The following is a 12,098-nucleotide window of genomic DNA, read 5'->3' on the forward strand; positions in this document are numbered from 1 at the left end:
ATGGAAAAGCAATACACACAAATAGTATGAATAATTTCAGGTGAAGATTTTTTTCAGGAATAAAAAAAATACTGACCAGCAAAAAAACAACACTGTAAAAAAACAGTGTTTTTGTTTTTTCTTCAAAGGGTAAAGGCGCAATCATCGTGATTTTAAATCCAAAACGGTTTTTTAGGGGAGGATGCGATAAGCCCGTTACTTCCTGGTGTAGATGGTCGTCAATAAATCCTGCAACTCTGGAGTTGTAAAGGGGGAATTCCCGCTGGATTGGTATCCCTGAATGAAACTGGGGAGGAATCGCATGAGGGTTGCCATATCTTCGGGATAGCGAGCGGTGTGCTGGAAATTTCTTATTCGAAACTCCCTGGCCAGTGGCTTGCGGTATATCTTCATGTCGGCTACATCAATAAGTCCCAGCCGGTTTTCCGGAGTGACAACAATATTGCCCATATGCAACGACCGGAAATGAATACCCTTTTCATGCAACTCCCGGATAAAACTGCCCAGCTTGTTGATGAGGATCAAGTCAATGTTGTCGCCAAGCTTCTTGAGTGTTTTGCCGGTTAATGGGGAGTAATGTACAGCGGTTCGGTGAATGCATGGAATGCGAAACAGCTCAATCACTGTCACCGTGGGGATCCCTTTTTCGTCCAGCTTCAGTGCATTGCGAACAAACCGCTTTGAGTAAGGGTATATCCGGGCCAATGACAAGAGGTGTCTAGCCCGAAACAGCTTCAAATAGGTGCCATCGGATAAAAGTAACACTTTTTCGCCGAAAGGGTCCGCTTCAATCACGGTGGCACCTTCCCGGAGGACCTGATACTCCTGCTTGGTCAGTTTTTTCATAACACTCCGGTCCCTGCTGCGGACCCATTATAAAGGTCGTGCCCTATGGTAAGATACCCTCAATTTACCCTTGGATAATTCCGATGAAATTGACTGTTCCTCGCTTTGACAAGGCTCAGGTTCTGGTGGTCGGTGATCTGATGCTGGATCGCTATTGGCATGGCAATACTTCCCGGATATCGCCTGAAGCCCCGGTCCCGGTTGTCAATGTAGCCCAGTGTGAGGACCGTATGGGCGGTGCAGGCAATGTGGCCCTGAATATTGCCACGCTGGGCGCCGGCGCGTCCCTGGTGGCCGTTGTCGGCCGGGATGAAGCCGCTACAGCGTTGCGGGCCCGTCTCGATTCTGCAGGTGTCCACGCGGATCTGCAAGTTTCTGACACAAAACCGACAATCACGAAATTGCGGGTGATCAGTCGACACCAGCAATTATTGCGTCTCGATTTTGAGGAAAACTTTTCAGCGGCGGACTGCGATCAGTTGCCTGCCAAAGTCGCTTCCCTGCTGGCCAATGTCGGTGTGCTGGTGCTGTCCGATTATGCCAAAGGTGCACTGCAACAACCCCAGGAGTTTATTCGTGCCGCCCGGGAGGCAGGTATTCCCGTGCTGGTGGATCCAAAGGGAACGGATTATGAGCGTTATCGTGGTGCCACACTGCTGACGCCCAATCTTGCCGAGTTTGAGTCTGTGGTGGGGCCCTGTGAAAACGAACAGGCACTGGAAGATAAGGGTGCCGCATTACTTGAGCAGCTGGATATTGATGCCCTTTTGATCACCCGTAGTGAGCAGGGGATGACCCTGTTGCGCAAGGGGGTGCGGGAGCTGCACCTGCCCGCCAGGGCACGCGAGGTGTTCGATGTCACCGGTGCCGGCGACACCGTTATCTCGGTGCTGGCCGCAGCGCTAGCCGCTGGTGAGGGTTTGCCCGAGGCCGTGGCCATGGCCAATATTGCCGCCGGTATCGTGGTGGGTAAACTGGGCACGGCAACGGTCAGCATGCCAGAGCTACGCCGTGCCATGCAACAGGGGCAGGGCTTCGAAAGGGGCGTGGTTAATGAAGAGCAGTTAGCTGCCGATGTGGCCGATGCCCGTGCCCATGGTGAGCGGATTGTATTTACCAACGGTTGCTTTGACATTCTTCATGCCGGCCATGTGGGTTATCTGGAGCAGGCGCGGAAATTGGGTGACCGGCTGATTGTCGCCATCAATTCTGACGCCTCCGTGACCCGGCTCAAGGGTGAAGGCCGGCCGATCAATCCGGCAGACCGCCGTATGACGGTTTTGGCGGGCCTGGAGGCGGTTGATTGGGTGGTGTCTTTTGATGACGACACCCCGGAGCGGCTGCTTGAGCTTATCCGCCCCGACATCCTGGTGAAAGGGGGTGACTACAGCCGCGAGCAGGTAGTGGGCTGGCAAATTGTCGAAGGCTATGGCGGCCAGATAGCAGCCCTGGATTTTCTGGACGACTGCTCTACAACGGCTATTGTCAGGAAAATCCAGAAAAAGTAAGTAGTTACTTGCTTGCTGTTGCCCGGACAGCTTTGTCAATATTGTCCCGCAGGTGAGTGGGGTTGATGGTGCCGATAATCGCACTGCTCACGCCGGGGTGCTGAAAAATCATCTGAAAGGTTTTATGTACGGGATCTTCCCCTGTTGTCAGGGTGGCGTGGCCGCTGGCCAGTGCTTTCTTGATAAGGACGCCTTTGTGCTGTGCCAAGCAATAATCGACTACCGGCAATTCGCGGTCGTGCTGTAGATTCCAGGTCACCATGACCGCATCGGATTTTTCGGCGGCTAACAGTCCCCCCTCGACGGTTTTTGTGGACATGCCAAAGGCGCGAATTTTTCCCTCTGCCTTGAGTTGGGCCAGCATATCCAGTGTGCCGTAGTCCCGTATGATGGCCTCATCGTTGCCATCGGAATGAACCAGCACAATATCGATCATTTCCGTGCGCAGGCGTTTCAGGCTGCGTTCGACGCTGAAGCGGGTATGCTCGGGGGTGAAATCATAGAATGATTTCCCCTGCTCGAACTCCTCACCGACCTTGCTGCAGATGACCCACCCTTCCCGCTGTCCTTTCAGCAGCTGACCCAGCCGGGTCTCGCTCGTGCCGTAGGCGGGTGCGGTATCTATCAGATTGATACCCTGTTCCCGGGCGATGGCGATGAGTTGAGCGGCCTGTTGATCATCCGGTATGGCAAAGTCATTGGGGTATTTTACACCCTGATCACGGCCGAGTTTTACGGTGCCGAGACCGAGAATACTCACGTCGATACCGGTGTTGCCGAAGGGTCTTCTGGGCAGCACCACTATTCTCCGAAAACCTTATGCCACGGCGTGGGAGCTAGTGGGGGGTGTCCAAGAAAGCCAAGCTCTGGAATGGGTTCTGCTGAAGGTTGCAACAGGGATTGCTCCTGTATCAGGGTAATGGCTTCGTCGGCAAGGTTAGGTGTCAGGGTCAGCTTGGTGGGCCAGGCGACCATGACATTCGGGCAGTTTTCTGCCCGGGAGACAAATGCTTTATCGGGGCGGGCAAAATTGCGTTGTCGGGGTTCAGCGCGGTCCACCCGCAAGGTGGCCCACTGTGCATTGCTGAAATCGACCCAGGGCATCAACGTATTGAGCTCCTGTCTGGCGGTTCCGATCAGTTGCTCAGCCGTTTGGTCAACGCCCTTCTCTGCCAGGCTCCCTCCCAAGTACCAGACCTGTGCTCCGTCGGCGCAGGGGTGGCTGGAGATTGTCAGTCTGGGAGTGGTTTCTGCCCCCAGACAGTGGCCATAAAACCGGTGTGGGTAATGGTGCTTGATCATGACCTGATGCAGTGGGCGGCGCTGCATTTGTGGAGCGGTGATGCCGAGTTCGTTGAGCATGGCTTCATTGCCCTGTCCCCCGGTCAGCACAAACTGGCGAGCGTCAAGCCGACGGCTCTGCTGGCCGTGCTCAAAGTTGATGGCCGCAGCTCGCTCGCTGTTGAGCAGCCAGCGAGCCTGTTGCCAGTTAATATGAAAAATGCGTCCGGCGCAGTTATCGGCCAGCGCCTTGACCACCGTAGGTACATCGAGAACCATATCCACCAGCTGGTAGAGGCTGCCCTTGAATGCGCTGTGCTGAAAAATGGCGGGCCGGTCCTCTTTGGCCACCTTGTTGACTCGCCCACGGGTCGCCTTGCTGGCGAGAAAAGTGGTCATCCGCGACAGTGCACTACTGCTGGACCACAGATAAAAATGATCGCTGAGAATGGCCGCCCCGCGGAGGTCAACGTCCCCTTCGCCCGCCAGGCAGGCACGCCAGTGGCCCGGCATATCAGCAATGGCTTCCGAGGCGCCGGTGATACTGCCGCTGAGGGTATATTTGATACCGCCGTGAATCATGCCTTGGCTGGCGGCTGTCTGGTCGCCGCCCAGCGCGGTTTGTTCAAGCAGTACCGCATTATAGCCAGCCTTGACCAGCCTGTTGAGCAGCCAGAGACCGGCGATACCACCACCAATAATGGCGATATCGCAACTGAGGTCGGTGTGTTTTTGGCTTTTTTCCATAGAAAACTGAAGGTCTTGTTGCCGCTCGTTGAGCGATGAGTAGTCGGCCTGAAAGTTATTTGCTTTTGACAGGCTGGAAAGGCGCTAGTATACCCTGCCCAATATCTTTATGCTTTCCGCAAATCCGCCCATTACGGGGCAGGCAGGAGACAGTTTTTTGGCGCGTTTTTTTTATTCAACATTATTTTACCTGCTGACACCCCTGATCCTGATACGCCTGCTGTGGCGCAGCACCAAGGCTCCTGAGTATCGTCGGCGCTGGCCGGAGCGCTTTGGTTTTGTGCCAACAATTGATCAAGAGCAGACAACAAAAACGATCTGGGTTCATTCGGTTTCGCTGGGGGAGACCCTCGCTTCAGTGCCGATGGTTCGGCGGCTCCAGCAACGCTATCCCGAGGCGCAACTGGTGGTGACCACCATGACGCCGACCGGATCAGCCTGTGTCAAAAATTCTTTCGGTGACACGGTCCATCATGTCTATGCCCCCTATGACTTACCCTGTGCGGTGAATCGTTTCCTGCGACGGGTTCGGCCGAATTTGTTGATCATCATGGAGACCGAACTCTGGCCCAATCTGATTCACGGCTGTGCCGATCAGAATATTCCTGTCATCCTGGCCAATGCGCGTCTGTCCGAAAACTCGGCCCGTGGATACCGGCGATTTGATTCCCTGACGAGGCCCATGTTGCGATGTATCAATCACGTTGCTGTGCAGCACGAAGCGGATGGTAATCGCTTTCTGGCGTTGGGTTTGCCCGCATCACAACTGCTTGTGACTGGGAATATCAAGTTTGACCTGACACTGGATGAGCCATTGCGGACCCGGGCTTCACAACTCAGGGTCCAGTGGCAGGCCGGGTGTCGGCGCCCGGTTCTGTTGGTTGCCAGCACACATCGCGGGGAAGACGATATTTTGCTGGATGCTTTAGACCGGATTCGCCAACATGTCCCGGCACTGTTGTTGGTGCTGGTGCCGCGGCACCCGGAGCGCTTCGACGACGTGACACAGCGCTGTCTGGCGAGGGGGTTAAACACCGTGCGCCGCAGTAGTGGCAAATCCCCTGCTGAGACGGATCAGGTACTGATCGGCGATACCATGGGCGAATTGCTGGTGTTTTTCGGTGCCTGCGATATCGCGTTTGTCGGCGGCAGTCTGGTGCCCACCGGCGGTCACAACCTGATTGAACCGGCAGCCTGGCAGGTGCCGGTATTGAGCGGGCCACACCTGTTTAATTTTGGCGATGTCTCGAAATTGTTGTTGGAGGCCGGTGGCATGGCCATTTGCAGAGATGCCCGGTCAATTGCCAATACTGTGGTAGGGCTGCTGAACGATCCCGATGCTGCCGCCCAAATGGGGGTGGCAGCAAAAATCGTGGCCGAGAAGAATCGCGGTGCGCTTGATCGGTTATTGACGGTTATCGAACGCCAGCCTTGGTAACATTGATGGCTGGATCCAGCCAGGCATTGAGCTGATAAATGTCTTCCGGACTCAACTGACCGGCCACTTCCTTCAGGCGCAACAGACTGCCGATATAATCGAAACGGGCGTTGGCGTAGTCACGGCGCGCCTGGTAAAGGTTTTGCTGGGCTAGCAACACATCTACAATGTTGCGGGTTCCCGCATCGTAGCCAGCCTGAGTCGCTTCCAGTGCGCTGGCTGCCGAAGTGATGGCCTGGTTTCTGGCATTCACCCGGGCCTTGTCGGTGAGGACAGACAGGTGCTGAGAGCGGGCCTGCTGGACGGTATTACGTTGTGCGCCGGTAAAAATTTCCTTTGCTTCAACGGATCGATGGAATGCCTGCCGGCGTTCGGCGCTGATCAGACCCCCGGTAAAAATGGGAATAGTCAGCTGTAGCCCCACCACATGGCCGTCCTGCTTGGTTTCCGACGGGCTGACGTAATACGGGTTGGGTGGATCACTGATATCCCGCCCCCTAAATTCACTTTTTGACTGATCGTCAAAATAGGATATCGAACCGGACAAAGTGGGGGCATGTTCGTACTTTTTCGAGTTGGCGTTTTCTTCAGCTGCATCCCGCTGGTATCTGGTTGCCTGTAGTGTGAAGTTATTTTGCAGGGCAAATTGAACCCAGTCTTCGCGGCTGAGAGGTTGGGGGTCGACAATGGGAAAGTCCGGCATCAGACCCGCCAGCTGCTCATATCGCTGGCCGGTAAGTACCGTTAAACCCTCAAAGGCGATATCCAGTGCGCCGCGGATTTCCAGGGTGTTCACCTTGGCATTATCAAAGGCTGCCTGAGCCTCGTGGACATCGGTGATGGGCAATAGGCCCACCTCGAAACGCTCTGTGGTCTGTTCGAGCTGACGCTGGATGGCTTTTTCTTCAGCCAGGGCAGTTTCCAGGTTTTCCCTGGCTCTCAGGACTTCAAAATAGGCGTCGGCAGTGCGGAGAATCAGGAGCTGCTGATCGGCGGCAAACTGTAGTCGGGCTTGATCGCTGAGTGCTTTGCCCTGCTGAAAAGTGAACCAGGCGGGCAGGTCGAAAATGGGCTGTGTCAGGCTGATGGAATAGCCCTTCGTATCCGTATCCGTATGACCCTCGCGACCGAAGACGGCACCCTGTCCCAGCACGGTGGTGTTTGCCCCATCGGACTCCAGCTCTTGATATTCACCGCTTGCCGTAATTTGTGGCAGCAGTCCGGCACGGCCAATATTTTTTGCTTCGCTGCCCGCCCGGTATGCGGCCTGGGCTGCCCGCAATTGGGGGTCGTGTTCCACCGCCTGTTCATAAATCTGAGACAGCGTCTCGCCGACGGCAAACGGGCTGATCAAAACCAGTGCCAGACAGCGTAGATGTTTCAAGGGATGCATCGGAAATCCTTCCATCAGGTGGCTTGTCAGCGCGAGAGTCTAGCAGATTTTGGGCATTGGAACATGGCCCTGTCTGCAGAGTGGGTCTTTCGAAATGGCCTGCGCAGCTGATGAGGTTTCAGTTGTTGAGAATACCGGGATTGGCATGAATTTGTGTCAGGAAAATTTGCCGGTTAGACCTTTGTTGATGAGGGGATGTGCTGGTGGTGTGCAGGTCGTCAAAAGTCGTTTATTGCCCCTGAAAGCATGACCCGCTAATGGGTATCGGTTACAGTGTGAAAAAGAGAGGGGTTGGTTGTGTCCGAGGCGGATCGTTACACGCGGAAGGATGTCGAGGTGCTCGGCAGTGAACAGGTTTTTCGTGGTTTTTTCTCCATGATAAAACTGACCCTGCGGCACAAACTGTTCTCCGGTGAATGGTCAGAGCCTATTGTGCGGGAATTATTCGAGCGGGGCAGTTGCGTGGGTGTTCTGCTCTATGATCCACAACATGAACTCTTGGCGCTGGCGGAGCAGTTTCGTGTGGGGGCGCTGGAGGATACCGAAAGTCCCTGGTTATATGAAGTGGTTGCCGGAATGGTCGAACCGGGTGAACAGCTCGAAGAGGTAGCAAGGCGCGAGACCATGGAGGAGGCGGGCCTGACTCCCGCTAGACTGATGCCGATCTGCGATTACTGGGTCAGCCCCGGTAATACCAGCGAGCGCATGTATTTATTCTGCGCACTGCTGGACTTGAGCGCGGCGGGTGGTATTTACGGGCTGGATCACGAGTCAGAGGACATCAGGCTCCACGTCATGCCAAGAACCGAGGCGTTTGCCCGGCTGGACCAGGGGCAGTGCAATAACGCGGCTACTATGATCAGTCTGATGTGGTTGCGAATGAATTACCCGCGTTTTGTGTGACAGATTGCGCCATTTTTGATGCCGGGAAAGTAAAGTAGGCAAAAACGTGACTGAGTACTGTGAATCCGAAGATGAAAGTACGTTACAAAGTAGACCTGATCGGGTACATGGCCGAGTGTGATGCAAACTACTTGCGGCTCATGAAGCTGTTTCCCGATATGGCGAACGGTGGCGAGCGCAGAATTGGTCTGCGTCACGACGGTGAGCATGTGTTGCGATTGATTCCGCGCGAGCAGACCGCTTACACCACGCTGCTGGAACTGTCTCAGGGAGCCCGCGATGGTGGTAGAGATGGCTGGTTCAAACTGCCGATACTGATGTTGCGTCTTTATCACGATGCACGCGTTGCAGAGGTGTTGTCCTGGGAGGGCGTCCGACAAATCAGGCCTCGTTACGATTATCCCAACCGGCAGATGTATCATCAGGATGAAAAGGCACAATGGAATCGTTTTTTGGGAGAGTGGTTATCCCATTGCCTGAAATATGGTTATCATCTGGAGCCGTTGTTCGGCGAAACGCCATACGGATGAGGCTGGTTGGCTTGCCGTTGCCAGTGAGCATTAAAAGGGAGTCGAATCATCTTGCAGCACACCAACCGGCACATTGCCCGAATACTGCAAATATCGGATAGTCATCTCGGGCCCGATCGTGAATTCAAATTGGCGGGCATCAACACCTACCGGAGCCTTGGTCAGGTACTGTCGGTCTTGCCCGACCAGGATGCGGTGCCTGAGCTGTTGGCGGTGACCGGGGATATTGCCGGTGACGGTGACGAAGGCGCATACCATTTGTTCAATGAAGCCATGGCAGAACAATCTCGGCCTTTTGCCTGGCTGCCGGGCAACCACGACGACTTTCCCCTAATGCGTCAGGTGCTCCATCAGTCGTTCAGGCGGGTCATCGAGCTGGATAGCTGGGTGGCAATCTTTCTGGTCAGTGCCCAGGCGGGTGAAGTGGCTGGGCAACTGGCAGATGCCGAGTTAGCTGAGCTGGCAGACCTGCTGCACCGTTATCGCGATCGCCATGTGCTGCTGTTTATGCACCATATGCCGGTAGAAATCAGCTGCCAGTGGCTCGACAAACACCGGGTTGCCAACCATCGTCAACTGGCTGACCTGATGGCCGGGTTTCCCGGGGTCAAAGCACTGTTTGCCGGCCATGTGCATCAGGCATTTTCGACCTCATGGCAGGGGATCGGGGTACACAGTGCCCCGTCGACCTGTTTTCAGTTTGCCCCCGGCAGTGATGGTTTCGAATTGGCCGAGCAACCCCCCGGATATCGCTGGATTGATCTGTACGCCGATGGTCACCTGAAAACCGGTGAGGGGTTTGTTGCCGGGGCCGGGCAGCAGGTGGATCATCGTTGCAGTGGGTACTGATGTGTTCTGAGTGCTGTTGCTTTGAGGTAGGCAGTATCACAGCCTGTCACTGTGAGTCGATAGCGTTATAATCTTCTGATTGGTCCTGCAGGTTGTACGTCGATCATGCCTCTTGTTTACATTCATGGTTTCAATAGTTCGCCCGCTTCACTCAAGGCGCGCCAGGCAGCGGTATGGTTGAAAAAAAACTGCCCGGAGGTCTCTTTTGTCTGTCCCGCACTGTCCAATGATCCGGCCAGGGCGATTGGTCAACTTGAGGCAGAAATAGAAAAAGCAGGCGCGCCGGTTGGGTTGGTGGGCAGTTCAATGGGTGGTTACTATGCCACCTGGCTGGCTGAAAAATACCGACTTAAAGCGGTGCTGGTGAATCCCGCTGTAAGACCGTATGAATGGATGCTCGAGTATCTGGGCGTCAATGCCAATTATCATACCGGCGAGCGCTACCAGTTGGAGCAGCGCCATGTGGACGCGGTGAAAAGTCTGGATGTTCCAGGGTTGCAGAATGTCGGCAATTACTGGGTATTGCTGCAAACCGGTGATGAGGTGCTGGATTACCGGCTGGCTGAATCTAGGTACAGTGGTTGTCGCATGACCATTGAGCAGGGCGGGGATCACAGTTTTCAACACTATGAGCGTCACCTGCCTGCCATTATCGAATTTTTGGGGTTATCAACCGGGGTTTCATGAATAAATATACCGCTGAAGATATTGAAGTTCTCACAGGCCTCGACCCGGTTAGAAAGCGCCCGGGGATGTACACGGATACCACCCGTCCCAATCATTTGGCCCAGGAGGTTGTCGACAACAGTGTCGACGAAGCTCTTGCCGGTCACGCCAATAAAATTGATGTCACACTCTACCGGGACGGCTCGCTTTCCGTGGCCGACAACGGTCGTGGCATGCCCGTGGATATTCATCCCGAGCAGGGATTGCCGGGGGTTGAGGTGATCCTTGCCACGCTGCACGCGGGGGGCAAATTTTCCAACAAAAACTATCAGTTCTCCGGCGGTCTGCACGGAGTGGGTGTCTCGGTGGTCAATGCATTATCCAGCAAGCTGGAGGTGACGATTCGCCGCGATGGCCGGGTTTATCGCATGGGTTTTGCCGGTGGTGACAAGGTTTCTGACCTGACAGTGGTGGACAGTTGTGGCCAGCGCAATACCGGTACCGAGCTGCGTTTTTTACCGGATCCGAAATACTTTGACACCGTCAAATACTCGGTCTCCCGCTTGCGGCATGTTCTGCGAGCCAAAGCGGTGCTCTGTGCGGGGCTGACGGTAAATTTTACCGACGAGAACAGTGGCGAAACCGAAAGCTGGTGTTACGAGGATGGCCTGGCCGATTATCTGCGGGGGACGACTACTGGCTGGGAGGTGCTTCCGATAACACCTTTTACCGGTAGTTACTCGTCCGAAAGTGAGGCGGTGGATTGGGCACTGCAGTGGCTGCCTGATGGCGGTGAGTTGACCCAGGAGAGCTACGTTAACCTGATACCCACGACGCAGGGTGGTACACACGTCAATGGCTTGCGCACTGGTTTGCTGGAGGCCCTTCGGGAATTCTGTGAGTTTCGCAATCTGCTGCCGCGGGGTGTCAAGCTGGCGCCGGACGATATCTGGGAAAAATGCTGCTTTGTTCTCTCCTCCAAACTGGCAGACCCACAATTTTCCGGACAGACCAAAGAGCGCCTTTCCTCCCGTGAGGCGGCGGCATTTGTATCGGGTGTTGTGAAGGACGCTTTCAGCCTGTGGCTGAACCAGCACACGGAAGATGCCGAGCAGCTTGCCGAGCTCTGTATCAACAATGCCCAGCGGCGACTCAAGGACAGCAAAAAAGTCGCGCGCAAGCGCATTACTGCCGGACCGGCACTGCCTGGCAAGCTGGCAGACTGCTCCAGTGGCAGCCCCGAGCTGTCGGAGCTGTTTCTGGTGGAGGGCGACTCTGCCGGCGGGTCTGCGAAGCAGGCTCGCAACCGCGAGTTTCAGGCGATTATGCCGCTGCGGGGCAAAATTCTGAATACCTGGGAGGTGGATAGCCAGGAGATTCTCGCCTCCCAGGAGGTACACGATATCTCTGTGGCGTTGGGTATCGATCCGGCCATTGACGGACTGGAAGCGCTGAGGTACCACAAAATCTGTATTCTCGCCGATGCGGATTCTGACGGCTTGCATATTGCCACCTTACTGTGCGCCTTGTTTGTGCGGCACTTCCGGCCACTGGTGGCTGCGGGGCACGTGTATGTGGCCATGCCTCCCCTGTATCGGATTGATGTGGGTAAAGACGTGTATTACGCGCTGGACGAAGGGGAAAAAAAGGGCCTGCTGGACCGCATTGAAGCGGAGAAGAAACGCGGCAAAGTCAATGTACAGAGATTCAAGGGGCTGGGTGAAATGAACCCCATTCAGCTGCGCGAAACCACCATGGATCCGGACACCCGACGACTCGTTCAACTAACCATCGAGGCAGGTGATGACACCAATAGTCTGCTGGATATGCTGTTGTCGAAGAAGCGCGCATCAGACCGCAAAGCCTGGCTGGAGCTGAGCGGCAATCTGGCTGATGTCTAGGCCCTGGCCAATGAGTAGGTGAACGGTATGATTCGA

Annotated in this window: 11 protein-coding genes; 7 read left to right on the forward strand and 4 right to left on the reverse strand. The window is 55.2% G+C overall.

Going from position 1 to position 12,098, the window contains the following annotated elements; all coding sequences use genetic code 11:
• Positions 1-195 precede the first annotated feature (195 nt).
• Complete coding sequence (locus U740_RS03845) at positions 196-846, reverse strand: BUD32 family EKC/KEOPS complex subunit (protein ID WP_036859094.1); 651 nt, start codon at positions 844-846, stop codon at positions 196-198.
• An 83-nt stretch (positions 847-929) separates the two neighbouring features.
• On the opposite strand from U740_RS03845, the gene hldE reads away from it, so the two are divergent.
• Positions 930-2,354 carry a bifunctional D-glycero-beta-D-manno-heptose-7-phosphate kinase/D-glycero-beta-D-manno-heptose 1-phosphate adenylyltransferase HldE gene (gene hldE / locus U740_RS03850; protein ID WP_036859096.1) on the forward strand — a complete coding sequence of 475 codons (1,425 nt, stop codon included), beginning with the start codon at positions 930-932 and terminating at the stop codon, positions 2,352-2,354.
• 4 nt (positions 2,355-2,358) lie between these two features.
• On the opposite strand, the gene U740_RS03855 is transcribed toward hldE, so the two are convergent.
• Positions 2,359-3,153, reverse strand: a complete 795-nt coding sequence (locus U740_RS03855; RefSeq protein WP_235189810.1) for an aldo/keto reductase — start codon at positions 3,151-3,153, stop codon at positions 2,359-2,361.
• Positions 3,154-3,155: 2 nt separating this feature from the next.
• Positions 3,156-4,382: an FAD-dependent oxidoreductase gene (locus U740_RS03860; protein WP_036859100.1), complete on the reverse strand. Its 1,227-nt coding sequence runs from the start codon at positions 4,380-4,382 to the stop codon at positions 3,156-3,158.
• Positions 4,383-4,539: 157 nt separating this feature from the next.
• Between U740_RS03860 and waaA the strand changes: the two genes are divergently transcribed.
• Positions 4,540-5,820, forward strand: a complete 1,281-nt coding sequence (gene waaA / locus U740_RS03865; RefSeq protein WP_036861215.1) for a lipid IV(A) 3-deoxy-D-manno-octulosonic acid transferase — start codon at positions 4,540-4,542, stop codon at positions 5,818-5,820.
• On the opposite strand, the gene U740_RS03870 is transcribed toward waaA, so the two are convergent.
• Complete coding sequence (locus tag U740_RS03870; RefSeq protein ID WP_036859101.1) at positions 5,798-7,213, reverse strand: TolC family outer membrane protein; 1,416 nt, start codon at positions 7,211-7,213, stop codon at positions 5,798-5,800. The genes waaA and U740_RS03870 overlap by 23 nt on opposite strands.
• Positions 7,214-7,510: 297 nt before the next feature.
• On the opposite strand from U740_RS03870, the gene U740_RS03875 reads away from it, so the two are divergent.
• The 5 genes from U740_RS03875 (at position 7,511) to parE (ending at position 12,062) form a co-directional block, all read left to right on the forward strand.
• Entirely contained in the window at positions 7,511-8,116 is a 606-nt protein-coding gene (locus U740_RS03875; RefSeq protein ID WP_152556780.1) for an NUDIX domain-containing protein, read from the forward strand.
• 71 nt (positions 8,117-8,187) lie between these two features.
• Complete coding sequence (locus tag U740_RS03880) at positions 8,188-8,646, forward strand: DUF1249 domain-containing protein (protein WP_036859104.1); 459 nt, start codon at positions 8,188-8,190, stop codon at positions 8,644-8,646.
• A 51-nt stretch (positions 8,647-8,697) separates the two neighbouring features.
• Positions 8,698-9,495 (forward strand): phosphodiesterase, encoded by a 798-nt coding sequence (locus tag U740_RS03885; protein WP_051921186.1) that lies wholly within the window; start codon positions 8,698-8,700, stop codon positions 9,493-9,495.
• Positions 9,496-9,600: 105 nt separating this feature from the next.
• Positions 9,601-10,182, forward strand: coding sequence for a YqiA/YcfP family alpha/beta fold hydrolase (locus tag U740_RS03890; RefSeq protein WP_036859109.1), 582 nt, complete (start codon positions 9,601-9,603; stop codon positions 10,180-10,182).
• The gene (gene parE / locus U740_RS03895; RefSeq protein WP_036859110.1) at positions 10,179-12,062 is read left to right on the forward strand and encodes a DNA topoisomerase IV subunit B; all 1,884 of its coding nucleotides are present in this window, start codon (positions 10,179-10,181) and stop codon (positions 12,060-12,062) included. Before U740_RS03890 ends, parE begins: the two co-directional genes overlap by 4 nt.
• Positions 12,063-12,098 lie beyond the last annotated feature (36 nt).

The organism is Porticoccus hydrocarbonoclasticus MCTG13d (genome assembly GCF_000744735.1).
Taxonomy (GTDB): Bacteria; Pseudomonadota; Gammaproteobacteria; order Pseudomonadales; family Porticoccaceae; genus Porticoccus; species Porticoccus hydrocarbonoclasticus.

What these genes read in the sequence shown, in the direction of transcription:
- U740_RS03890 (WP_036859109.1), top strand. Translation starts at nt 9,601, where the DNA reads ATGCCTCTTGTTTACATTCATGGTTTCAATAGTTCGCCCGCTTCACTC.
- U740_RS03845 (WP_036859094.1), bottom strand. Translation starts at nt 846, where the DNA reads ATGAAAAAACTGACCAAGCAGGAGTATCAGGTCCTCCGGGAAGGTGCC.
- U740_RS03880 (WP_036859104.1), top strand. Translation starts at nt 8,188, where the DNA reads ATGAAAGTACGTTACAAAGTAGACCTGATCGGGTACATGGCCGAGTGT.
- parE (WP_036859110.1), top strand. Translation starts at nt 10,179, where the DNA reads ATGAATAAATATACCGCTGAAGATATTGAAGTTCTCACAGGCCTCGAC.
- U740_RS03860 (WP_036859100.1), bottom strand. Translation starts at nt 4,382, where the DNA reads ATGGAAAAAAGCCAAAAACACACCGACCTCAGTTGCGATATCGCCATT.
- hldE (WP_036859096.1), top strand. Translation starts at nt 930, where the DNA reads ATGAAATTGACTGTTCCTCGCTTTGACAAGGCTCAGGTTCTGGTGGTC.
- U740_RS03870 (WP_036859101.1), bottom strand. Translation starts at nt 7,213, where the DNA reads ATGCATCCCTTGAAACATCTACGCTGTCTGGCACTGGTTTTGATCAGC.